21 protein-coding genes are annotated in these 22,893 nt (G+C 47.9%); 1 reads left to right on the top strand and 20 read right to left on the bottom strand.

What is annotated here, in order from left to right; all coding sequences use genetic code 11:
- Positions 1 to 204: 204 nt before the first annotated feature.
- Positions 205 to 846: a putative ABC transporter permease gene (locus V8Q34_RS07135; protein ID WP_081960097.1), complete on the bottom strand. Its 642-nt coding sequence runs from the start codon at positions 844 to 846 to the stop codon at positions 205 to 207.
- 214 nt (positions 847 to 1,060) lie between these two features.
- On the opposite strand from V8Q34_RS07135, the gene gloA2 reads away from it, so the two are divergent.
- Positions 1,061 to 1,441 carry an SMU1112c/YaeR family gloxylase I-like metalloprotein gene (gene gloA2 / locus V8Q34_RS07130; protein ID WP_335835146.1) on the top strand — a complete coding sequence of 127 codons (381 nt, stop codon included), beginning with the start codon at positions 1,061 to 1,063 and terminating at the stop codon, positions 1,439 to 1,441.
- Positions 1,442 to 1,515: 74 nt separating this feature from the next.
- Here gloA2 and V8Q34_RS07125 read toward each other — a convergent pair whose 3' ends face one another.
- The 19 genes from V8Q34_RS07125 to V8Q34_RS07035 all read right to left on the bottom strand — a co-directional run bounded on the left by V8Q34_RS07125 (position 1,516) and on the right by V8Q34_RS07035 (position 22,887).
- The gene (locus tag V8Q34_RS07125; RefSeq protein ID WP_033139095.1) at positions 1,516 to 2,619 is read right to left on the bottom strand and encodes a sensor histidine kinase; all 1,104 of its coding nucleotides are present in this window, start codon (positions 2,617 to 2,619) and stop codon (positions 1,516 to 1,518) included.
- 1 nt (position 2,620) lies between these two features.
- Positions 2,621 to 3,268 (bottom strand): response regulator transcription factor, encoded by a 648-nt coding sequence (locus tag V8Q34_RS07120; protein WP_033139096.1) that lies wholly within the window; start codon positions 3,266 to 3,268, stop codon positions 2,621 to 2,623.
- A 17-nt stretch (positions 3,269 to 3,285) separates the two neighbouring features.
- Positions 3,286 to 3,843 (bottom strand): hypothetical protein, encoded by a 558-nt coding sequence (locus V8Q34_RS07115; protein ID WP_033139097.1) that lies wholly within the window; start codon positions 3,841 to 3,843, stop codon positions 3,286 to 3,288.
- Positions 3,840 to 3,986 carry a hypothetical protein gene (locus V8Q34_RS07110; RefSeq protein WP_158587252.1) on the bottom strand — a complete coding sequence of 49 codons (147 nt, stop codon included), beginning with the start codon at positions 3,984 to 3,986 and terminating at the stop codon, positions 3,840 to 3,842. The genes V8Q34_RS07115 and V8Q34_RS07110 overlap by 4 nt, the downstream gene beginning before the upstream one ends.
- Before the next feature lie 34 nt (positions 3,987 to 4,020).
- Positions 4,021 to 5,589, bottom strand: coding sequence for a serine/threonine-protein kinase (locus tag V8Q34_RS07105; protein ID WP_227209971.1), 1,569 nt, complete (start codon positions 5,587 to 5,589; stop codon positions 4,021 to 4,023).
- Positions 5,590 to 5,708: 119 nt separating this feature from the next.
- Positions 5,709 to 6,254, bottom strand: a complete 546-nt coding sequence (locus V8Q34_RS07100) for an RNA 2'-phosphotransferase (RefSeq protein WP_335835145.1) — start codon at positions 6,252 to 6,254, stop codon at positions 5,709 to 5,711.
- Between the two features lie 208 nt (positions 6,255 to 6,462).
- A complete protein-coding gene (locus V8Q34_RS07095; RefSeq protein WP_335835144.1) occupies positions 6,463 to 7,509 on the bottom strand; it encodes a DUF4340 domain-containing protein in 1,047 nt (348 codons plus the stop codon).
- A gap of 16 nt (positions 7,510 to 7,525) precedes the next feature.
- Positions 7,526 to 9,646, bottom strand: a complete 2,121-nt coding sequence (locus V8Q34_RS07090) for a glycoside hydrolase family 3 C-terminal domain-containing protein (protein WP_335835143.1) — start codon at positions 9,644 to 9,646, stop codon at positions 7,526 to 7,528.
- A gap of 345 nt (positions 9,647 to 9,991) precedes the next feature.
- On the bottom strand, positions 9,992 to 11,557 hold the full coding sequence (locus V8Q34_RS07085) for a response regulator transcription factor (RefSeq protein WP_033139101.1): 1,566 nt from the start codon (positions 11,555 to 11,557) through the stop codon (positions 9,992 to 9,994).
- The gene (locus V8Q34_RS07080; protein ID WP_054350665.1) at positions 11,550 to 13,340 is read right to left on the bottom strand and encodes a sensor histidine kinase; all 1,791 of its coding nucleotides are present in this window, start codon (positions 13,338 to 13,340) and stop codon (positions 11,550 to 11,552) included. The genes V8Q34_RS07085 and V8Q34_RS07080 overlap by 8 nt, the downstream gene beginning before the upstream one ends.
- A 170-nt stretch (positions 13,341 to 13,510) precedes the next feature.
- Entirely contained in the window at positions 13,511 to 14,359 is an 849-nt protein-coding gene (locus V8Q34_RS07075) for a carbohydrate ABC transporter permease (protein WP_033139103.1), read from the bottom strand.
- 4 nt (positions 14,360 to 14,363) lie between these two features.
- Positions 14,364 to 15,266, bottom strand: coding sequence for a carbohydrate ABC transporter permease (locus V8Q34_RS07070; protein ID WP_033139104.1), 903 nt, complete (start codon positions 15,264 to 15,266; stop codon positions 14,364 to 14,366).
- Between the two features lie 185 nt (positions 15,267 to 15,451).
- The gene (locus V8Q34_RS07065) at positions 15,452 to 16,816 is read right to left on the bottom strand and encodes an extracellular solute-binding protein (RefSeq protein WP_033139105.1); all 1,365 of its coding nucleotides are present in this window, start codon (positions 16,814 to 16,816) and stop codon (positions 15,452 to 15,454) included.
- Positions 16,817 to 16,941: 125 nt separating this feature from the next.
- Positions 16,942 to 18,324: an extracellular solute-binding protein gene (locus tag V8Q34_RS07060; protein WP_103731841.1), complete on the bottom strand. Its 1,383-nt coding sequence runs from the start codon at positions 18,322 to 18,324 to the stop codon at positions 16,942 to 16,944.
- A gap of 177 nt (positions 18,325 to 18,501) precedes the next feature.
- Entirely contained in the window at positions 18,502 to 19,749 is a 1,248-nt protein-coding gene (locus V8Q34_RS07055; protein ID WP_118743394.1) for an ABC transporter permease, read from the bottom strand.
- Positions 19,750 to 20,640 carry an ABC transporter ATP-binding protein gene (locus V8Q34_RS07050; RefSeq protein WP_335835142.1) on the bottom strand — a complete coding sequence of 297 codons (891 nt, stop codon included), beginning with the start codon at positions 20,638 to 20,640 and terminating at the stop codon, positions 19,750 to 19,752.
- An 11-nt stretch (positions 20,641 to 20,651) separates the two neighbouring features.
- The gene (locus V8Q34_RS07045; RefSeq protein ID WP_335835141.1) at positions 20,652 to 21,431 is read right to left on the bottom strand and encodes a hypothetical protein; all 780 of its coding nucleotides are present in this window, start codon (positions 21,429 to 21,431) and stop codon (positions 20,652 to 20,654) included.
- The gene (locus tag V8Q34_RS07040; RefSeq protein WP_054350661.1) at positions 21,418 to 21,954 is read right to left on the bottom strand and encodes an RNA polymerase sigma factor; all 537 of its coding nucleotides are present in this window, start codon (positions 21,952 to 21,954) and stop codon (positions 21,418 to 21,420) included. The genes V8Q34_RS07045 and V8Q34_RS07040 overlap by 14 nt, the downstream gene beginning before the upstream one ends.
- A gap of 132 nt (positions 21,955 to 22,086) precedes the next feature.
- The gene (locus V8Q34_RS07035) at positions 22,087 to 22,887 is read right to left on the bottom strand and encodes an LPXTG cell wall anchor domain-containing protein (RefSeq protein WP_335835140.1); all 801 of its coding nucleotides are present in this window, start codon (positions 22,885 to 22,887) and stop codon (positions 22,087 to 22,089) included.
- Positions 22,888 to 22,893: the final 6 nt, after the last annotated feature.

Raw genomic sequence — 22,893 nt, 5'->3', positions numbered from 1 at the left:
ATTCAGACTGTTTTCGCCGGAAACTGCGCATCCTATGTATCATATTATAAACGATTTTAATCGCACTTACAATCACACAACACACGGCATGACAGGACATATACAGAAAAATCGGCACAGCCGGAATTTATCCAACTATGCCGAATTTTCGCAAGGGTGAAAGCCCTCTCCTTTTGTCAAATCTATTAGTCTACGCCCCCGGCGTTAAAATATCCATTTTGTAGTTTCCGAAACATCCATGGTAATACCAGGCCCCATCTTAGGATATAAGGCAGAGAATACAAGATCCGCTGCAAACAGGGTGATCAGTACCACACACAAAACCACTTTCGCTGTCTGCGGGATTTTTCTGTACAGGTTATCCATGGCAGGTGCCGCTATGTAAAGGATAAAGCATGCGCCCACAGCAAACAGTGCCAGGACTTCCAGACATACACGGCCGTTTATGTTAAACAGGCTTTCGCTGTAATCCCAGTATTTTACACCTCTGAACTGTTCCAGTGCCCAGCCTGTCGTATATTCCAGAATACCGCTTCCCAGATATGCAAATGCAAATACATGAGCCGGCTTGTCGGCAAACTTTCTGAGCAGAACCAGTGTCATCACACCGCCCACACCGTAAATGGGAAGCCACGGTCCCCATGTGGTGCCTCTGTTGATGAGTGCTCCGTCCATAAAAATATGAAGAAATACTTCCCAAAGCCATCCGACGGTTGATGCAGAAAAGAAAAATAAGATCAAACTGGTCAGGGAATAGGCCCTGTCATATTCTGCTTCCAGGTATCTTTCCTGCGCAAACTGTCTTCTCACACCTTCTGAAATCCTTACTACCATGTCTCTAGCCATATCTTTCCCCTCCTTCTTTCCTCTTCTTTATTATGGCTTTATCTTACCAACGAAAAAATAAGAAGCAATTGTAAAATTCCGAAAGAAATTATAAAGATATTATTTAAAAATTCCAAATGTTTCTGCATCTATGGTATAATTCCAGCATCAGGTCCGGCGAAAATCAGTCCGGACCGGACTGTATTTCACTTTAACATTGAGGAGGAGCCTTTGCATGAAGCTTAATAAAATACATCACGTAGCCGTTATTGTATCTGACTATGAAAAATCCAAAGATTTTTATGTAAACCAATTGGAATTTGAGATCATCCGCGAAAATTACCGGGCTGAGCGGGATGACTGGAAGCTGGACCTGCGGCTGGGTGACTGTGAGCTGGAGATATTCGGAGTAAAGAACCCGCCGGCCCGTGTAAACCGCCCGGAAGCCTGCGGACTCCGCCATCTGGCCTTTACAGTTGAAAATATGGAAGAGGCTGTTGCGTGGCTGAGCGCAAAAGGAATCGAGACGGAGCCTGTACGCACCGATGATTTTACCGGAAAGAAAATGACCTTCTTCTTCGACCCGGACGGCCTTCCGCTGGAACTGCACGAATAGTTTATACCATACAAAAAGGAACCTATCCGGCCCTGTACAGACGCCGGATCGGTTCCTTTTATGAAAATACCCTGTCATATTCTTATTTTAACGGTTGTACCCTTCTCCTCAGAGGACGCATAGTCCATTTTCCATCCGTGAAGCTTTACGATCTCATAGCAGAGGCCGATCCCGTAGCCGTTCCGCTCTGCTTTCGCCCTGGGAAATTCATGGTTCCGGTTCAGATAGTTCAGTTTCTGTTTCTCTATGTATTTCCCGTCATTCCAAATGCTCACGCAGTTGTCAGAGGCTGTCACTGTCACATGGCTTCCTGCCTTCACCGCATTGCCAAGCAGGTTCTTAAAAAGGCACCTGACCAGAGACGCGTCTCCCTCTATGGCATCCATATGATTTTCCACATGAATGCCGGGATATAATTTTTTCATCTCCGCAAACAGTTCCTGCACATCTAACCGCTGGTATTTCACATTTCCTTCTCTCAGATTTCCCATGACCAGCAGTCTGTCCACAGTCTCCCTCAGGCTCCCGGCTTCCTTTACAATCTGTTCCCCTGCGAAGAAACGGTCCTCCTCCGTAATATTTCCCATCTGGATATACTGGCCGTATCCCTGCAGTACCGTCAGTGGATTCCGCAGCTCATGGGCAATGTTATTGACCGGCATGTATATCTTCTTCATGGTCATATAAAGCATGGTGCCGATCACAGCCTCCAGGAGCAGGCCCGTAGCCAAGAAGGAGAACAGTCTTCTGTTCTGTGCCCGGTACAGATCCTGGATATTCTCCATATACACCACTTCGCATATCTCGTCCCCGTTCCCCGCCCGGCCGATAACGGCAGCATAATGTTCCCCTTTATACTTCACGATATCCGCGTTTCCGGAAATCCCCACTCCTGTCGGAAGGTGATTCACAATGGTTTTGCCGCCATGGCTCACATTGATGAAAATTCTGCTCCTGTAATATCCCTGTCCCAGATAACGCAGCTTGTCTTCCCCGTCCTCTGTGCCGTTTAGGCCTTCCACCGTATAGGCTAACTGCTGCTGCCTCTTTATCACTTCATCCATACGGGTTTCCAGGTCGTTCTTAAATCCCATGGTGGACAAGAGAAGCAGAGACAGGTTGAGAATCACCAGAAACAGAATATACGCTGCCAGATAATTTTTCTTCCAAAGCTGCATACTATATCTCCAGTCTGTATCCGTATTTGAAAACGGTTCTGATATAATTCTCCAGGCCCAGCTTCTTCCGTATTCTCTGAATATGGACATCCACAGTCCTGTCATCCCCGAAGAAGTCCATCCCCCAGGCCAGGTCCAGAAGCTGGGTTCTGGAAAGGGCTATATTCCGGTTGACCAGCAGCACACGCAGAAGCTCAAACTCCCGGTTGGTAAGCTCCACGTCCTCCCCTGCTCTGGTGACCCGGTGTCTCTCCACATCCACTCTCACGTCGTCAATGGCAAATATCTTCTCTTCCCTGTGAAATCTTCTGAGCACCACCTGAACCCTGGCAACCAGCTCCTCCATGGCAAAGGGCTTCACAATATAATCCTCTGCCCCGCTGTTCAGGCCCCTTACCCGGTCAGTCACTTCATCCCTGGCTGTCACGTAGATGACCGGTATCGTACCGATCTGTGCCATCACCTGAAATCCGTCCATATCCGGAAGGTTAATGTCCAGAAGGACGATGTCGGGCCTTTCCTGCTTTGCCGCTCTCAGGGCCTCCCGGCCGGTATATGCCTGACAGCATCTGTGACCTGTCATGGTGAGGGTTCTCTTCATCAATTCATTTATGGACGGCTCATCTTCCACTATCAAAATATCTGCCATTTGTATCTGCCTTTCTGTCAGTTTTTCGGATGGTCTGAGGTTTGATAGGCATTCTCTCCTATAGCTGTCAGATCCTCCGCTGTCAAATCCTTTATGCTGGCACTGCCCGCGTCCACTCCGTGTTCCCGGCAATAGGACTCAATCACCTGCTTACCGCCTTCAAAGGCGTAAATATCACAGATATACGTTTCCAGAGAATCCATTCCCTCTCCCTTTGCAGACAGAAGCGGTTTATCCCCCATCTCGTCAAGGAGCCAGAGTGCCTCCTCATAATTTCTCATCTCCCGGGTCACATCTTTCATGGCAGCGCTGTCGTAATCCAGGCCGTATTTTTCGCATACCTGCTTTACAATATCCTGATTTTCCACCACCTCTTTGTACAGTGTGTCTTCATCCCAGGGCATGTAGGACACCGTCTCATCCCGGGACAGCTTCTCCTCTGCTGCCTCCTTCACCTGCTTCTCCGCTGCGTTCTGTCCGTAAACCGCCATGGTTCCCGCTGCCGCGGTGATACACAGAGTAACTGCAGCAGCCACTGCTGCTGCCTTATGCTGTTTTAACTTTTTCCGCATCATAACTGTTCCTCCTCTTCCTGAAAGCTGCCGGCACAAATAGCTGCCAGCCGTTTCTCTTTTACAGCTACAGCATAAGCTCCCCATGTTGCAGAGTTATTACAGGAAAATTTTTTGTTAAATCTTTCTGTTTCTGTCCGAATCATCACCGTATCCCACATCAATATTATAAAATGCTGATTACTTTATTATAGTTATACTCTGCATCTCTCCGCTATCCAGGTTTTTGGCGCTTACTTTTATTTTTTCATCCCTGTCCATCTCAAACAGAACCTCTATCTGTGGCTCCCCTGCCTTTGCCGGCGAAATCTTATCCAGCCTGAATTGTCCGGCAAGTTCATTCTCTTTTACATAAGCCCCTTCCCCCAGGTAAATACATAAATCAACTGCTGTTTGATTATCCGCTGCAGTGGAAAAAATCTGCTTTTTAACGGCAGGCAGCACTTCTCCTTTTCTGATAACAGGTGTAGCCACTCCACCGCTTGTCTCCAGGGACAATGTACGGCTTGCATGCTTTCCTGTATTTTGAGGCCTGTCACGGCGGAATAAATCCTGAATATACAGACGCCTGTTGGTTTCCAGATCCATGGCTTTTACTTCGAGATGTTTTTGCTCATCTATATAAAATGTCACTTCTATTCTGGGAACTTCCCGTTTCTTTGGTCTTATTCCATACACTCGAAATTTTCTGACCATAAGATACTCCGACGCAAAAGGGGCGGTCTCTTTTACCACACAGAATTCCAGAAAATTCTGATTATCGGCGGTAGTGGTAAAAACTTTCCTCTTCACTGCCGGCAGCACTTCATCTCTCCCAATCAGAGGTGTCACTCCTTTACTTCTGCCCCGGAGGAATAAAGCTTCTTTTACTATATGTCTGCTATCTGTTCTCCGATATCCGTCATTCCCCCATTCTAATGCAAACTCCATTCTTCTTATGAGTTCGTCAATAGATTGAATACGGTTTTGTCTGTGCACCTCCAGTCCGGCCGTCAATACCTGCTCAAACTCCTGCGAAACGGGGATTCCCATTTCCGATGGCTTTTTGAGGTTGTCAACGCTCAGGCGGTGCAGACTGATATCCGGCGTTTTTCCTGTTATGCATTTATATATAGTGGCGCAGACGGCATAGACATCTGTCCATGGTCCCTGGTTATTTTCCCTGCAATATTGTTCTTCGGGCGCATATCCTTGTTTTAAGATAACGGTAATCGTCCCATCAGTATTTTTGACATCTCTCGCTGCTCCAAAATCCAGCAGCTTTATTTTCCCCTCTTTCACCATCATAATATTGTCAGGGCTGATATCCCGGTGTATGAATCCTTCTTTATGTATTTTGCTCAATACCTCCATAACCGGTTTCATATAGGTAAATGTTTCATATGGGGACAGCTTTCCGTTTGCTTCAATATATTGATTCAGGGTAATACCCTCCAGATATTCCATAACGATATACACCGTCTTATTTTCTTCAAAAAAATCCCTTACATTTACGATGCCTTCGTTGCCTGAAAATTTAGCCATGGTTCTGGCTTCATTCCAAAAATTTTGTTTTTCTTTTTCTGAAGTATACATCTGACATCTATATTCTTTTACAGCCACCGGCATGTTGAGAATGGTATCCCACCCCTGGTATGTAATGCCAAAGCCTCCGCTGCCAATGGTTTTTTTAATGATATATTTGAAATTTAAAATAGTCCCGGGTTTTAATTCACCCGTTTCACTGCTGCAGATATTTTCTTCCCACATTCCGGTTCACCTCTTTTTTAAGTCTAGAGTATGTCAGATTTATTATACAATAAAAATTTAACTTTTAGCAGGATTTTTTAGTTTCCCATGCTGCCGGGTTATTACAGGAAAATACTTTGTCAAAGAAGCCAGGATGCCACGGAAAGATATTCACGAGGCACGTGTTTTACCTGCCAGATTTCATTTTCAGAAATCCAGAATTTAAACCCGTCCCGGTACATACTTCCTGTACCTACCCGAAGTATCACTGTATCCCCTTCTTTTTTATGACGTGCACCTACACTCCCGGCAGTTTTTATATCCTTTGATAAATGTACAAAGTTGCGCTTCTGCGGTGTGAGTCCTTCCGTAAAAATCCGAGGCAGAAATCCCTGCGCGGTTCCATGGTAAAGAAAGTCCGGCGGAGCGGCTTCCCTCATTTCCACTTTCACTGGCACGGAATGCCCTTGATTTGCCCGTATAGTCCGTTTATCAGCCCCGTAACTGTATCTCTTTTTTTTGTCTTCCGCTATAATCTCCGAAAGAAGCGTTTTGTCAAACGCGGGAACATCTTCCTGCATTTTCCTGATAATCTCTGATACATCAGCCCATCCATACTCATTGATCATCTGTTCATCATGCCGAAGCAGATAGGATAGCTTCCGGCTCATCTGTTCTTTCGTCATATTCTCCTTCTCCCTCATGATAATATTAGAAAATACTGATTACTTTTATTATACAGAATTTAAATCCGAAGTTTATTTTTCTTTGACCGTTCAAAAAGGTTACTGTTCACTGCGTGCCCAGTAACACGCTTCGCGGGACAAGGGTGTGTGAACAGTAACCAAAAAAGGACCACACCGCATCTGTCTGCAGTATGATCCTTCCTCTCTGTTAAAATGCCTTCTGTATCTGTTCTGTCAATGCATCCACATCCGCCGCTTTCACCAGGAAACGCTCCCTGCCGTTTATGGAAACACTGTCATAGGTATCGTCATAAGGATAATATACCAGCTCTACCTCAGGGGCATCGTCCGTGTTTCTCTTATAGACAACGCGCAGTTTCTCCTCCCTGTCACCTTCCGGAAGGCTGCCTTCCTCTATCTCAGAATCCAGCATTACATTTAAAAGCGCCTGGTAGACAGCGGTGAAATCCTCTTTTTCCGCCTTCTTTCCATTCATTTTATACCGGTCCCCATCCGGCTCCATGGTGTATGTCTTCCCACCGGATTGGATCTCCACGCTCTTAACCGTATCAATGTTGATAAGAGCAGGAATTTTCAGAATATAGTCAAAGGGATTCAGCCCGTAAACAGCGTCCAGCAAAGCGGAGGGAATTTTGTACACAGCATCCTCATATCCCTTGACTGCCACGTAACGGCTGCCCTGCCCGTCGGCGCTGCCGATCAAAAGAGTTGCCGTACTGTCCGCATACTTTGTCTGTTTTGCGGTATCCGCATCCTGGGTGTTTACAAAATCAATGGTCATTGTGGTGGTGGTGTCCGCCACTCCTGTATCAACACCGTCCTCCACTGCCGCCGGAGTGGTGAGATCCATTTCTTTCAGCATATCAAACAGCGTATACATGGTCTCTGTATTGACTGTAACGATCTCATCATAGGGGTTTAAGATCTCCCAATAATCAAAATCCATCTTGTAGTCAGCAGGCTCTTTGGACAGGTCGAAGATCTCGCTGCCGTCCTCTGTCAGCACAAGCCTGCGGACACCGTCCGGGATGAACTGAGGATGTTCCGTCACTGCTGCTGTCGGTTTATCTTCCGCCGGTTCTGCTTCACTTTTTCCCTTTTCCGTCTCTGCTTTTTCCATCTTTTCCTGGGATTCGGCCTCCGCTTTCGTCTCCTGGCCGCAGCCGGAGAGCCCCCCGGCCGTCAGGGACGTGACAATACCCAAAAGCATCAGTTTCCGTAAAATTTTCCTCATATTCATCTCTCCTGTCTTATAAGATCACATCCAGCTCCACCGGTTTTGCACCTGTCAGCTTCTCACTTCTGCTATCCGGCTGGGAGGTTCCTGCAAACAGTTTGAAATGTCTGCTGTCAATATGGCGCTCACCTGCCTCGTCCACCACACACATTGCTGCGTTTGAGACTGTCATAGTTATGGTTTTACTCTCCCCTGCTTCCAGGAAGACACGTTTGAATGCACACAGGCTGTAGTTGCGCACTGCCAGAGGTGATTCCATGTCCTTGATGTAGATTTCTACCACATCCTCTGTGGCTGCGCTGCCCTCATTTTTGACTGTGACCTTCACTTCCAAATCTGACTGGGCATCTACTTTGCCTGTAAGCTCTGCATCTGTGACCTTCACGTCACCGTATGTCAGTCCGTAGCCGAAGGGATAGAGTGCCTCTTTTTCCATATAACGGTATGTACGGTTCTTCATGCTGTAATCTGTAAACGCAGGCATTCCCTCCAAATCCCTGTAGAATGTGATGGGAAGCTTTCCTGAAGGTGAAACCTTTCCGAACAGCAGGTCTGCCACTGCTTTTCCTCCCCTTGCTCCCGGATACCATGCGAGCAGGATTCCATTGCAGTTTTCATCTGCATAGTTCATGTCAATGGCACTGCCTGCCATGAGGACCACAACGGTGGGTTTGCCCACAGCAGCTACCTTCTCAATGAGCTCTTCCTGTGCTTTTGGCAGATGAAGGTCGTGTTTATCACCGGATGCGTCACTATTTCCCGTATCTCCCTCTTCGCCTTCCAGCGTCTCGTCAAGGCCCACGCAGAGAACTACCACATCGCTGTGCTCTGCCGTGATGACAGCTTCGGAGATTCTGTCCTGGTTCCAGGCTAGACTTTCCACTTTATCTTTATACAGATGGCAGCCCTCGGAATAGAGCACACGCACATCCTCTCCCACCTCATCCTGGATGCCTTCCAGAACCGTAATATATCTGGAAGAGGTTCCGTGGTAGTTTCCGATCAGGGCAGCACGGCTGTCTGCGTTTGGTCCGATGACACCGATGGTCTTCAATTTGGATTTGTCAAGCGGCAGAACACCGTCGTTCTTTAAAAGGACACAGCCTTTTCTGGCCATATCCAGGGCTTTCTCCACATGCTCCCTACACTCAACCACTTCGTATGGAATGCTGTCGTACTCGCTTCCGTCAAAAAGGCCCAGCAGGAAACGGGTGGTGAACAGCCTCTCAGCCGCCAGTGTAATGTCTTCCTCTGTGATCAGGCCGTCCTCAATGGCTCCCAGCAGGTGCAGATAAGTATTGCCGCAGTTTACGTCACATCCCTTTTTCAGGGCAAGGGCAGCGGACTCCCTGGCATTTTTCGTAACCCTGTGGTTTTCATGGAAATCCTTGATTGCCCAGCAGTCAGAGGTAAAATGCCCTTCAAAGTTCCATTTTCCTCTGAGGACCTCCTCCATCAGATAGGTATGGCCGCAGCATGGCTCTCCGTTTGTTCTGTTGTAGGCACCCATGACGGATTCCACATCAGCCTCTGTGACCAAAGCCTCAAAAGCCGGCAGATATGTCTCCCACATATCCTTCATGGTCACCTCAGCGTCGAACTCGTGACGGATAGATTCCGGGCCGCTGTGCACAGCATAGTGTTTGGCGCAGGCCGCTGCTTTCATCACTTCCCCGTCACCCTGTATGCCCTCCACGAATTTCACACCGAGTCTGGAGGTCAGATACGGGTCCTCACCGTAAGTCTCATGGCCTCTTCCCCAGCGGGGGTCACGGAAAATATTCACATTGGGAGACCAGAAAGTCAGTCCTTTGTAAATATCCCTGTCTCCATGTTTGGAATACTCATTGTACTTTGCGCGGCCTTCTGTGGCTATGATATCGCCCACCTTTTTCATTTCCTCATCGTCGAAAGCCGCAGCCATACCGATAGCCTGGGGGAACATGGTAGCCACACCGGCCCTTGCCACGCCGTGCAGGGCTTCATTCCAGTAATTATAAGTCGGCACATCCAGGCGTTCTACCGGAGATGCATCGTATTTTAACTGGGATGCCTTTTCCATCAGTGTCATTTTGGATACCAGCTCTTTTGCTTTTTCTCTGGCTGCCGCCCTCTCTTTTTTGTGGTCTCTCATCCGTTTTTCTCCTTTTATTTTCTATTTTCCGGAACTGTTTTCACAGTTTCCCGTTTTCTGCTTTTATCTTACACCATACCTGCCTGATGCGCATGTATTTCCTTGCTGTTTCCTCCTCAATTTTTGCGTTTTTACCTGCGGATCCACAGCAAAAAGGTATGGTACTTATACCTTTAAGCATAGTGTACCATACCTGCATTCCAACCGTAATAAAAAAAAGTTACTTCCTTCTATAAAATTCTTCCTTTTGTAAATGTCACGCTGCGATTCCGCTTTCTGCTGTCCCGCGGGGTGTGCCATGCAATTACAGGGAAATCCCGTGACAGCCGCATGCCGGAATGCTGTTTATACGGAATGCTGTATCTCCTCCCTGTATTTTGTGGGGGATTTCCCTGTATGTTTCTTAAATGCCAGAGAGAAATAATTGGTGTCCCGATATCCCACCATCATGGCGATCTTACCGGTCTTCATGCTGGTGGTCTCCAGCAGGGATTTCGCCTTCTCAATGCGCTTTCTCACAATGTACTCGTTGCACCCTTCCTTTGTCACGCGCTTGAAAAGCCTGGAAAAGTAGTTTGGCGTAATGTACAGGCTTGCCGCAATATTGGATACAGACAGCTCCTCCGTCAGATGTTCGTCGATGTAATGCTTTGCCTTTGTAATGATCTCGTGGACATTCTCCTCCTCGCTGCCCAAAAGCTGAGAGATAAACATGCGTGTTACATCACACGCTTCCTCCCTGTCCGCACAGATCAGACTTTTGGAAAGGGAATCAAGACGTCCGGACTCCACCTCCCCGGAATCTCCCAGATAGGAAAAATAGAGAGCTGAAGCGATCTCAAAGCAGTTTCTGCGCACCATGGCCGGGGACAGATTATAGGACTGCGTAGCTTTTGAAAATGTATTGAACGCCTTCATGACATAGTCTGTATTCCCCACATTGGCACACATGATGCCCTTTAACTCCGCATAGATGTCGCGGAAAATATCCGCCTTGTTCTGGGCACCAAAGGTCTGTACAATATCGCGTATTCCCTCTTTTTCATTGTCCAGCAGGTAACGGGCATCATTGTAGGAGATAAACAGATTGGAAAACCCGTGCACGGTACTTCCCACCACCATCTTGGGCTTTGCGTCAAATTCATCCTTCAGAATATCAGACAGCTCCTCAATGGCATCCAGCACCACATCCCCGGTCTCTGCCTCGAACCAGGTAATGGCAATGGTTCCGTCATCATCGGAGAAGGTAATCCCCCTCTCCTGGGCGTCCACCATGCTCATACACACATTCTTCACGGACATGGCCTGAAAATTCTCCTCTGTGGGCTGCTGGTTCATGTACAGGGTGGGCACGATCAGCATGAGCTTTAAGTCACGCTCTATATCAAAGTGGTAATACTCCTTCAGATTGCTCAAAAGCTGTCCCTTGTCCTCCCGCTTGTGCACCAGATTTCTCATATAATGCTCCAGCTCTGTCTGTTCCGCGGTTCCCTGGGTCCTCTGGAGAAGCCTCAGATTCTTTTCCTCCGCTTTCAGCTCCTCCAGGTAATTCACCTGCTTGCTCACAGCCCGGGCAAGCTCCTCCTCCTCGATGGGCTTCAGAAAAAAGTCCTGTACCTGCAGACGGAGGCTCTGCCTTGCATACTCAAAATTATCGTATCCGGTCAGCACAATGACTCTGAGTTCCGGCACAATCTTCCGGGCCGCCTCAATGAGCTCAAGGCCTGTCATCTCTGTCATCTGAATATCAGAGATCATGATCTCCGGCTTTTTCTCCCGGATGATCCCAAGGGCCTCCCTGCCTGAAGCCGCGTCGTAAACTTCACTGATTCCAAGACTCTCCCAGGGCAGAACTTTTTTCATGCCCAGGCGGATCATTTTCTCGTCATCTACAATCAATATTTTATACATGAATCATCTCTCCCCGTATGATACCGTCTTCCACTTGTGTCACGTAAGGCAGGCGTATCTCCACGGTTACGCCGCCTGATTCATTTCTCAGGTAATAAAGCCCGAACTCCTCACCGTAGAGAAGCTCTATTCTCTTATTTACATTCCTCACACCGTAGCCAAAAGAATCGTCGTACTCTGAGAGATGCTGGTTCATCTCATCAATCTGCTGCTGGCTCATACCGGTTCCCGTATCTGCCAGAGTGATCAGAACATCACTGCTGCGCTTTCTCACCTTCAGGAACAGACTTCCCGTCTTACCCTCCTTCACCTTGATTCCGTGATAGATGGAATTCTCCACCAAGGGCTGCAGGGTCAGCTTCGGAATCATTACATCTGATGCTGCCTCCTCCACGTCAAACTCACTTCCGATAATGTCATCGTACCGCATATTCTGGATGATCAGATAATTCCGCACATGTTCCAGCTCCATTTTCAGCGGAATCACATCATGGCCGCCGCTGAGGCAGATGCGGTAATACTTGGCCAGTGCCTTCACAAGCGTGGATATCTCCCCGTTGCCGTCCACCATGGCCTGCCAGTGGATACACTCCAGGGTATTATACAGAAAATGGGGCTGTATCTGGGACTGCAGGGCATTGAAACGAATCTGCTCAATCTGATGCTGTTCCATTTTCACCTGCTCCATGAGCACCAGGATCTCCTCCATCATGGAGTTGAAACCGACTGCCAGTTTTGTGAAATCCTCTCCCATGTGTTCCACGTTGATGCGGGTTTTCAGGGAACCTGAAGCCACATCATCCATCTTCCGCACCACCTTGTCCAGAGGGCGGTAGACTTTGCTGATGATGCGCTTGACCACCAGAAGGCTGATGGTGAGCAGGAACAGCAGGATAAATGCCATGAGGAAGATCGTCCGGATGCTGGATTTGTAAAGCTCCATCATAGGTACACTGCTCACCACATAGAACCGCCAGTCAGAAACCTTCTGGTAAATGTACAGCCTGCCGCCCATGCTGAAGGTGCCTGATTTTTCTTTCATCTTGGGAATAAAGTCCACATTGGTTCCGATCTTATCCTTATCCCTGGCAGAAATCATCATGCCGTCTGTGTCAACTACCATGGATTCCAGCTTATTGGAGCTGTCGTATTCCAGGATCTGCAGCAGGCTCGGGTCCGTAAAGTTCATGCAGAGAAGCCCCAGTTCTCCCAGTACACGGTTGGTGTCGTAGATGGGGAAATAGATGTTCAGGGTGTATTTGCTGCCGTTGAAATACGCATTGTTAAAACACATCTTAATGGAGCTGTCCTGCACGGTCTTGCACTGTTGGGCATCAAAAGTATATACCTGGGAGAACTGTGCGGCTGAGATGGCGATCTGCCCCTTGTATATGTAGTCATCCGGGGATTTTCCCACAACAGCGATGAAATTCATATCCGAATGCATGTTAGATATGCTTGCCAGAATGTTGAAGGCACTGCTCTTCAGCCCGCCTGCCTCTTTGTTATAATTGACTGCCTTCAGGTACTGTTGTATGGAAGTATCCATGACCGTAGCAATGGCAAGGGTTTTGTAATTGTCCAGGGAGCTTTTAAAGTTTTCCGCAGTTGTGCTGTTCTGTGCCTGCAGAAGCTCTATGGACTGCTGCTTCATGGATGTGACAGAGGATATGGTGGATACCACCAGCACAATAAGGGTGGTGGCTATAATGGACACTGTCACAAGGAGCTGCATTTTTTTGTCAAACTTCCATCGGCTTACTTTCTCCATCCACTTTCTCATAAATGTTCCCGCCCTTCTTCTGTTTTCTGCTCTCTATCATACCATGCCATGCAGCAGTGCGGCAATTTTTATCAGTTGGAAAAAGCTGCCGCCTGGATATAAATCCGGCAGCAGCTCTAAAATCACAGTAACCCCGTTACTGTTCAGACAAGCTGTACGGTGACGCAAACTCAGCCTTTTACGGCTCCGGCTGTCATACCTTTTACCAGTTTATCCTGGAAGATAATGAACATAATGATCATGGGAAGAAGTGTCAGCGTCAGGACTGCCATGATCATGGGCGTATTCATGGAATACTGGCCCTGGAATTCCCAGATTGCCAGAGGCAGGGTACGGTTTGCGGATGACTGTGTCAGTGTGTAGGCAAAGGAGAACTCATTCCACATATTTACACCGTTGTAGATCGCCAGTGTGGCCAGGCCGGGTTTTGCCAGAGGAAGGATCATGGAGAAAAACATCTGAATCTTGCCGCAGCCATCTATCTCGGCAGACTCTTCAATCTCCCGCGGAATCTCTTTCATGAAGCTGGTCAGAATGAACACGGAAATCGGTACCGCAAAGGCAATATAAGGACCAATCAATGCCCAGATACTGTCATACAGACCTGTGCTTTTTGCCATCTTGAACACCGGGATCAAGGTGATATGAACCGGTATGGACATACATGCCACGATCAGCGCATAGATGGGGTTCGCCAGTTTAAACTTAAATCTTGCCAGCGGATAAGACGCGCAGGCAGCGATAAACAGCAGAAGTATCAGGGAGATGCCAAGAACGATCACACTGTTCTTGAAGTAAGTGCCGAATCCGCCTTTTAACACTTCTGTGTAGTTGTTCCAGTTCAGACTGTCCGGAAGCTGGAACACGCCTTTTGTCAGCATCTCAAACTTCTCTTTAAAGGAGTTCAGAACCATAAATACGAAAGGCATAAAGGATACTACCAACCAGAAGATTGCCAGGATAAAGGCAACGGTCCAGGCTGTGATGCTTTTTGCTTTACTCTTCTTATAATTATCCATTATTTCAGTCCTCCTTCTTTCCATTTAACAGCTTCATGGTGATCAGGGATACCATACTGATGAGGATAAACATGCCGCCGGCCACTGCAGAACCATATCCCATGTTGAATGTCTTAAAGGACTGTTTGTACATGTAGGTTGCCATCAATTCCGTAGATGTTCCGGGACCGCCGCCGGTCATAACATAGATCAAGTCAAAGTATTTCAGAGAACCAACCATGGAGAGGATTGCCGCGCTTTTCATGGAAGGAACCAGAAGGGGAAGTGCTATTCTCCAGAAATACTGGCCTCTGGTGGCACCGTCTATCCTTGCCGCTTCAAATACATCGTAAGGAATATTGGTAAATGCCGCCATGAAGTACACCATGTAGAACGGGGTGAACTGCCAGCAGATAACCATGATAACCGTCAATAGGGCAGTTTTCGGATTGCCCAGAAGGTCGATGTTGCCGCCTCCGAACCAGCCTGAGATGGTGCTGACCAGGCCGCCGTTTGTTGCCAGCGCATATGTAAAAAGGAAGCCAATCGCAACAGATGACATCAGCAGGGGAATAAACCAGACCACCTTAAAAGGTGTCAGTTTCTTTCCTCCGAAATCCAGGAATGTTGCCAGTGCAAGACCGATGGGAATCTGAATACAGATAGACAGGATCATAATGAGAACATTGTTCTTAAACGCGATCCAAAAATTGGTGTCAGCAATCAGTTTTTTCCAGTTGCCGATTCCGATAAATTTCTTAGCTGCGGAAATTCCGTTCCACTGATAGCCGCTTGTGATAAATGTATCCACAATGGGATAGAAAATAAATATCACCATTAAAACAGTGACCGGTGCCAGGAAAAGCGCCGCAACTTTCCGTGTGTTCCTCTGCCTCATCTGGGCAAGAGAAATACCATTTTCCTTCATAATAGAAGCCCTCCTTTTTGTTTCTGAATCCTTTCTTTTCTTATTATATATACTAACAAACAGACTTCTGAAAGGACATAGAACAATCTACGCATTATCTATAAATATTTGTCTTTTAAAGCGCAGAAAAATATAGAAAAAAACGCCCTGTCCCAGGGGACAGAGCGTATTTTCATCTGTGATCCTTACTCGGCCTTTGTGCTTAAATAGTCATCCATTGCTGCCTGCATGGAATCCTGTGCCTCCTGAGGAGTCATGGTCAGACCAAACACTTCCTGTAATCCGTCAAGGTGAGCAGTTGCAACTGCCGGCGGCAGATACTGGTCATACCAAAGCTGGATTTCCGGAGCACTGTTGGCGGTCTCCACGATCTTCTTGGCAACCGGGTCTGTGATCTTCTCTTCGATTCCCTTGACTGGCGGAATCTTGCCTTTTTCAATCTCAAAATCTATAACTTCATCAGAGAGATGTGCCTCTGCACACTCAAACGCTGCTGCCAGTTTGTCGCCTTCACAGTTGAATGTGATGAACTGGTCACCTACGGTACCGATCTGGATAGAAGCATCTGCGTCAGAACCTTCGATAGCCGGGAATGGGAACCAGTCTATCTTCTGATAAAATTCTTCACTGTCAGAGGAGAAAGTACCTGTATACCAGGATCCACACAGAAGCATACCTGCTGACTCCTGATACATGAGCTGTTTTGCCTGTCCGTCATCCTCACTCAGAGAGTTTACACCCTCCGGGAAGTAACCTGCATTCACCCATTCCTGGATTTTTTCACCGGCTTTGATGAAGCAGTCATCTGTAAATTTGCCTTCGCCTGCAACTGCTTTCTGGAATGGCTCCAGTCCGCCGTAGCGTGCCGCAAGGCTCATGAAATACATGGAACCTGTCCATTTGGAACCGTTTGCCAGGGCAAATGGTGTAATGCCGTTGTCCTTTAATGTCTTACAGATATTCTCCAGATCCGCAAGTGTCTTCGGCTCTGAGAGACCGTATTTCTCAAACATTTCCTTGTTGTAGAATATACCTGCAAGAGAAACGTTCTGGTAAGGAACCGCATATACATGGTCATTGTATGTAGCCTGTGCAACGGCTGCATCCATAAGTTTGTCCTTGATCTCAGACGCATTGAACAGATCATCAATGGGCTGACCGAATCCGGAATCTATGTACTCGTACATAGGACCGCCGGACCAGTTGGAATACATATCCGGGCATTCGCCTGAACTCATGGCAACTACCAGTTTCTCTTTGTACGTATCATTCTGTGTAGGCACAACCGTAACGGTATAGCCTGATTCTGTCTCGGAATTGAATTTGTCAACAGCCTTTGCAATAACATCCTTGTCCGGGCTTTCTGTACCGATGTTCCAGTAAACAATTTCCTTGCTTCCATCATCACCGGCTTCTTTTTTTGCTGATTTGTCTTCTCCTGAGGTTTCACTTGAACTTGCGTTTCCGCTGTCACCGCCACATGCGGCCAATGACGCTGCCATGAGAGCTGTCATGGAAAGAGCGACCAGTTTTGCCATCCTTTTTTTCATACTTTTCCTCCTGAAATAATATATATGCTTTTACTTTATCCCTGATATCATATATTTTTTTCTGTCTGATAACCATAAAATAAAGTGTCTACATTATATAATTTTCTTACCTGGAGATAAAATGATCATTCTTCATTGTGGCTGCTGTTGTATTCATCCATTGCCTTCTGCAGTTCTTTATTCGCCTCCTCCGGTGTCATGGTAAGGCCAAATAATTCCTGGCAGGTATCTTTATGTGCCTCAGATACTACCGGCGGCAGATACTGATCGTACCAGAGCTGTACAGAGGACGCATTCGTTGCAGCTTCCAGGATCTGCTGGCTTACCGGATCAGTGATCATCTCTTTTGCTTTTTTAACAGGAGGAATCTTGCCGTTTTCTACCATGAAATCCAGCTCTTCATCATCGAAATAGTAGCTTGCCATCTCAAATGCAGCATCCAGCTTCTCGCCTGTACAATTGAAGGTCAGGAATCCGTCACCGATGGTTCCGATGATAATGGAAGCATCTGCGGAGGAACCGTCAACTGCCGGGAATGGGAACCAGCCCAATTTGTTGTAGAATTCTTCACTGTCCTGTTTGATCGTGCCTGTATACCAGGAGCCGATACAGGTCATGGCTGCCTTATCCTGGTACAGAAGCTGTTTGCCCTGTCCGTCATCCTCACTCAGAGAGTTCACGCCCTCCGGGAAATAGCCCTTTTTCACCCATTCCTGAATCTTTTCTCCGGCATAGACAAAGCTCTCATCCTCAAAAGTACCCTCCCCGGAAACTGCCTTCTGGAAAGGCTCCAGTCCGCCGTAACGGGTAGCCAGATTCATGAAATACATGGAACCTGTCCATTTGGAGGCATTGGCAAGCGCAAACGGAGTGATGCCGTTCTCCACTAATGTATCGCAGACTTTCTCCAGATCGCTTATGGTTGTGGGAACTTCCAGATTATACTGTTCAAACATCTCTTTGTTATAGTAAATACCTGAGATTGCCACATTCAGCACGGGAAGGCCGTACACCTTGCCGTTGTAGGTACCCTGTTCCAGGGCCGCGTCCATGAGCACATCCTTCAGATTGTACTTATCAATATATTCGTCAAGAGGCTGGCCGAATCCTGCCTCCACGTATTCGATCATAGGACCTCCGGACCAGGTCTGATAGATATCCGGGCATTCCCCTGAGCTGACAGCAACCACCAGCTTCTCTTTGTAAGTATCATTCTGTGTGGGAACATAGCTTACCTGATAGCCTGTCTCTTTTCCCTTACCTTCATTATACTTGTCAATGGCATAATTCCAGATACTTTTATCTGGATCTTCCGTACCGTTGGCCCACATTACAATTTCCTTGTCCCCGCCTTTGCTCTCATCTGCGGATGCTGTGCTCTCTTCTTTTTTGCTGTCATCACTTCCGCTGCTTTTGTCATCCCCGCCGCCGGAGCCGCACGCACCAAGGGAAGCCGCCATAAGCACAGACATAGAGATTGCCGCCAGTTTCATCATTCTTTTTTTCATATTCTTTCCTCCTTATGTTATTTAATATGAACTAAGATTATGGATTAATAGTAGCATTCTCTGTGGGAAATACCTATAAAAAAAAGTGTTCTCCTTCTATAATTTTCTTACTTCTTGTGCATTTTACCTATAAGGCAACTGCAGAGAGCGCCTGATTCATACACTCTCCGCAATCTGTTATTTTGCCATATGTCTATTATAGAAACAAACCGTCAGTCCCCAAAAGAGAGGAATCTCCACGGCCAGCGCCGCAAGCATCGCATGGGGCACCCAAAAGGATCGTCCTCCCAGATGAAGGAATTTAAAATCAAACAGTTCGTACAGGAAGCAGTTTCCAAGCCCCAGCCCTCCTGTCGGCAGGATACAGCGAATCCAGCCGGCAAGATTCCCGCTGCCCACCTGTCCGATGATGACAGGCAGCAGACACAGCACCATGCCAAAAATCGCTGTCACAGTGACACTTCTGCATCGGGACGATATCATAAGTGTACACAGAACCGCAGCGGTTATGGTCAGAAACCCGGTACCCGCCCCGGCTAAAAGCAGGTGCCACAAATCCAGATCAGATAAGCTCACTGCCGAATAGAGCATCTGCATGGAACTTCCCATACACTCTTCCCCGAACAGAGCCCTTGTCAGAAGCAGAAAAATGCCGGAACCCGCTGCCACTATAACAGAGGCCAGAATCAGCATAACTGCTGTCCTGACAGCCGCCAGCCTGATTCTTCCATGCCTGGTACAGCGCTGAATATCATCCGCCTTTGTCTGGTAGTCAGAGGAAAAGACCGGAGCAGCCAGAAGCACGCAGATGAACTCCAGAAGAAGCAGATAAAGGACCAGATAATCGGTTGCGTCCTTATTATAGCCGGGATAATACTCATATGGCTGCTCCACTTTTGCAAAGTAAGCAGCCGCTTTATTCTGCGCATCCGGGTAGTCCTTCTGCTCCATTTTCATGAGGCTGTCCAGATGCTCTCTGCACTGTTCATAGATACGGCCGGCATCTTCAGGACCAAGCTTCATGAGGTCAGCCGCAGTACCTGTTCTGCTGTCCGCATACACTTCACGTAAAAGGTGGATATAAGGCTGAATAGGCAGAATCTTTTCATTATATACATTCAGAGGGAAATCCTCGCTGTTGGTCGGCCCGTATTCCGCGATGCATGCCTGATATGTCTCCAAAGCGGTCTGCACTTTATCCGGTGTCACCTCTCCGGCATAGGGCGCCTGTTTCTCATTTATGATCTCCATGGCCTTACTGCCGCTTATGGTGATCTGTTTACCGCTGTCATCCATGTAGGAATATTGTACAAATGTCCTGGGAATACAGGCCATGAGAACAGATAAAAACAGTGCTGCCCCCAGAAAAACCCAGGTAGATCTTGTTTTCAGGATTCTCTTAAATTCCAGTTTTAAAAGTCTCATTTAATCCGCCTCCTTATCAAACCGGCTCTCCGGGAACATCCAGAGATAAAGGTCTTCCAGTCTCGGCACAGCAGGTACAGAATCCTCGATCCCGGGTTTCTCGGCGAGATACCGCACAGAGATGCGGCCGTCCGCCTCATTTCTCAGGTTCACGATCTGCAGTCTGTTCTCATACTCAGCAAGCTGTCCGGCAGGAATCGTACCGTTCCAGACCTTCCCATTCACTAGGGTGACCAGCTCTTCCGTTGTCCCCACAGCCTGGATCTTACCGCCCTTCATCACCGCATTGCAGGTTGCAATGTACTCCACATCTGAGACAATATGGGTGGATATGAGCACAATCCTGTCGTGTGAGGCAAACTCTGAGAGCAGATTACGGAATCTGACGCGCTCCCCCGGGTCAAGACCGCTGGTAGGCTCATCCAGAATCAGCACCTCCGGCTCATTGAGAAGGGCCTGGGCGATTCCCACCCTGCGCTTCATTCCGCCTGAGAGCTTCGCAATCTTTTTCTTTCTCACATCCAAAAGGGTCATTCTCTCCAGAAGTTCTTCTATCTTCTCCTTACTTCTCCTTTTCGGCAGGCCTTTCAGCACTGCCATATATTCCAGGTAATCCCGGACCGTAAATTCAGGATAAAATCCAAACTCCTGAGGCAGATACCCAAAGATATCCCTGTACTTCTCCCCCAGTACCTGGATAGAGATGCCGTCGTACAGAACCCTGCCTCCCGTAGGTTTCAGTGTTCCGCCCAGCATTCGCATAAGAGTGGTCTTGCCGGCACCGTTGGCTCCCAGAAGTCCCCAGACCCCCGGTGTCAGTTTCAAGCTCACATGGCTGACGGCTTCCTTGTCTTTAAATTTTTTTGATAAATCGTCTATTATAAGCTCCATTTTACTCCTCCTCACAACAGTGCTTTTGCTGTTCCTTTTCTTTCCGCTCTGCGAAGCTGAATGATATCACATATCACAGCCGCCGCACAGACTGCTGCCCAGCCCGTCTGAAAGGAATGTTCGTAAAACCCGTAATGATACTGGAATAGCAGCCAGAACAGCAGCGCTGCCCCCATTCCCACAGCCAGACAGATTTTAAGTACATGCTGTACATCCACGTGCAGAGCTATGGTAATATAGATACTGCCCAGTAAAAAAAAGGGCACCAGCAGGTATAAGACTACGGCCCCCAGGCTCTGGCCCATTCCCAGTACAATGCCTGCAGTCAGCACAGCCAGCATCAGGATATCCCCGGCACTGATGATCACCAGCCGGGCAGTCAGCAGATGGATCGAGGAAAACCTGGACGCCTGCTCCAGCTCTGCCATTCCATAACGCAGAGACCTTGCAATTGCGGGCAGGGCCGGCAACAGAAGAAACACACTGCTGAAACATAAAAGCACGGGAAGGCGTCTGTTCCACAGGTAAGCAAAATCCCCATTGACAGTAATATAGAGTGTCAGATAGATAGCTGCCAGCACAGCGATCTGCGTTCCCCATATACTCCGGCCTGTAAATTTGATCTGATATAACACAAACTGCCAAAAGGAAATCCTTTTTTCTCTTACAGCGGTGCGGTATGTCTGCCTGGCTGTCAGAATCAGCTTCTCTCTTCCTCCCCTGACCGCATCCGGCACGGTATTCTCCGAAAAACACTTCCTGAGGCCGCTTTCTATCTCAGATTTCTTCATATGATGAAATCCCCCCTCTCTCCAAATCCTTTTTTATGGTTTTCAGTGCTGCCCGCAGCCTGGACTGGACTGTCCTCAGCGGCTGGTTCAAAATCTGCCCGATTTCCCTTAACGTCAGGTCATGGGCAAACCGCAGGTAGATGATCTCCCTTTGTTCTGCCGGAAGTTCCCTGACCAGCAGCATGAAGTCTGTCTCCGTCTCAGCCCTTTGAAATCCCCGCTCCAGGCATTCCAGAGTGTCCGGTATCTGCTCCTCCTGATGTTTCTTTCTCCACATGTCCACACACGTATTCGCTGCCACCTGGTATAAAAAAGCGCGGAATTTCCCCTTGTGTATATACCTGTCCAGATACCGCACGGTCTTCAGAAATGTCTCCTGCACGGCATCCTCCGCGGTCTGCCTGTCCGCTGTGTGGCAGATACAGTACCGCAGAATGTCTGTGTAATACAGGGATATCAGCTCATCCAGGGCGCTCATATCTCCATTTTCCAGTTTTTCTATCAGTTTGTCTTCACGCGTCAAGATACTCCTCCTACAGGGCGTCCCCTACTCTATATAACGTATCGGGATATGGAAAATGATTTCATATTTTTAATTATAACCAAAAAAACCGGTCTGCATGATTTCTCATACAGACCGGCATTACCCTTACAGTTATGATTCTTTTTTCTTTTTCGCAGCTGTGACTGCAGCGATCACTGCTACTGCTGCGCCAGCGCCGAGAAGCGGGAATACCATATTCGTATCATCGCCTGTCTTTGCTGATTTTGAAGTTGTGGTGGTTCCGGACTTTTTGTTCTTAGCCGGTGTCGGGGTTGGTGTGGTTCCTTTATTACCATCGCCATCCGTACCATCATTTTTGTCACCGCCCGGAGTCTTATTGTCATCTCCGCCGGGGTTCTTGTTGTCATCTCCGCTCGGATCCTTGTCGTCTCCGCCAGGGTCCGGATTCTCGCCCTTTGCTTCCACTGTGATAGCTGCTGCATGGGTCTCATTGTGACCGATGTCGCCGCTGTCACCTGCCAGTTCCTCAATATCCACCTGAATGTCCGCTGTATCGCCGGCTTTTACACCGTCTGCAAGCTGGAACGTCATATCGAGCAGACTGCCATCCTCCGTAAGTGGTGATGATGAGGCAAAGGCCGCTACAATCTCGCCTTCCTCCTTGTTGCCTGTCAGACAGTCGTTGACTTCACACAGGGCCCCGGACAGCGCCCCTCCGGCGCTGTCCGCAGTGAGGGTAATTTTAGATGCATCGTAATGGATACGGATTTTTCCATTGGTCACTTCCCGGCCATCCGTGATCTCACAGGCCACCTGAACCTGACCGCCCTCCTGGGCCTTACCTGGGTTTAATGCTATTTCTGTTTCACCTGCGGCCCAGACAGGCATTGCCTGTACAAACAGAAGTGCACTCATACATAACATTGCAATTTTTCCGGTTCTCTTTTTCATATAGGT

The organism is Blautia sp. JLR.GB0024 (assembly GCF_037000545.1).
In the GTDB taxonomy this organism is placed as follows: domain Bacteria; phylum Bacillota; class Clostridia; order Lachnospirales; family Lachnospiraceae; genus Blautia; species Blautia celeris.
Note: the sequence above shows the minus strand (reverse complement) of the source record. Positions and strands in the feature narration are given on the sequence as shown.

Bases quoted from the DNA above. Each gene is read 5' to 3' on its own strand.
- V8Q34_RS07120 (WP_033139096.1), bottom strand. From the start codon at position 3,268: ATGGCAGATATTTTGATAGTGGAAGATGAGCCGTCCATAAATGAATTG.
- V8Q34_RS07105 (WP_227209971.1), bottom strand. From the start codon at position 5,589: ATGTGGGAAGAAAATATCTGCAGCAGTGAAACGGGTGAATTAAAACCC.
- V8Q34_RS07095 (WP_335835144.1), bottom strand. From the start codon at position 7,509: ATGAGGAAAATTTTACGGAAACTGATGCTTTTGGGTATTGTCACGTCC.
- V8Q34_RS07100 (WP_335835145.1), bottom strand. From the start codon at position 6,254: ATGACGAAAGAACAGATGAGCCGGAAGCTATCCTATCTGCTTCGGCAT.
- V8Q34_RS07070 (WP_033139104.1), bottom strand. From the start codon at position 15,266: ATGAAGGAAAATGGTATTTCTCTTGCCCAGATGAGGCAGAGGAACACA.
- V8Q34_RS07035 (WP_335835140.1), bottom strand. From the start codon at position 22,887: ATGAAAAAGAGAACCGGAAAAATTGCAATGTTATGTATGAGTGCACTT.
- V8Q34_RS07060 (WP_103731841.1), bottom strand. From the start codon at position 18,324: ATGAAAAAAAGAATGATGAAACTGGCGGCAATCTCTATGTCTGTGCTT.
- V8Q34_RS07110 (WP_158587252.1), bottom strand. From the start codon at position 3,986: ATGATTCGGACAGAAACAGAAAGATTTAACAAAAAATTTTCCTGTAAT.
- V8Q34_RS07090 (WP_335835143.1), bottom strand. From the start codon at position 9,646: ATGAGAGACCACAAAAAAGAGAGGGCGGCAGCCAGAGAAAAAGCAAAA.
- V8Q34_RS07050 (WP_335835142.1), bottom strand. From the start codon at position 20,640: ATGGAGCTTATAATAGACGATTTATCAAAAAAATTTAAAGACAAGGAA.
- V8Q34_RS07080 (WP_054350665.1), bottom strand. From the start codon at position 13,340: ATGAGAAAGTGGATGGAGAAAGTAAGCCGATGGAAGTTTGACAAAAAA.
- V8Q34_RS07125 (WP_033139095.1), bottom strand. From the start codon at position 2,619: ATGCAGCTTTGGAAGAAAAATTATCTGGCAGCGTATATTCTGTTTCTG.
- V8Q34_RS07135 (WP_081960097.1), bottom strand. From the start codon at position 846: ATGGCTAGAGACATGGTAGTAAGGATTTCAGAAGGTGTGAGAAGACAG.
- V8Q34_RS07115 (WP_033139097.1), bottom strand. From the start codon at position 3,843: ATGATGCGGAAAAAGTTAAAACAGCATAAGGCAGCAGCAGTGGCTGCT.
- V8Q34_RS07075 (WP_033139103.1), bottom strand. From the start codon at position 14,359: ATGGATAATTATAAGAAGAGTAAAGCAAAAAGCATCACAGCCTGGACC.
- V8Q34_RS07065 (WP_033139105.1), bottom strand. From the start codon at position 16,816: ATGAAAAAAAGGATGGCAAAACTGGTCGCTCTTTCCATGACAGCTCTC.
- V8Q34_RS07085 (WP_033139101.1), bottom strand. From the start codon at position 11,557: ATGTATAAAATATTGATTGTAGATGACGAGAAAATGATCCGCCTGGGC.
- V8Q34_RS07055 (WP_118743394.1), bottom strand. From the start codon at position 19,749: ATGAGACTTTTAAAACTGGAATTTAAGAGAATCCTGAAAACAAGATCT.
- V8Q34_RS07045 (WP_335835141.1), bottom strand. From the start codon at position 21,431: ATGAAGAAATCTGAGATAGAAAGCGGCCTCAGGAAGTGTTTTTCGGAG.
- gloA2 (WP_335835146.1), top strand. From the start codon at position 1,061: ATGAAGCTTAATAAAATACATCACGTAGCCGTTATTGTATCTGACTAT.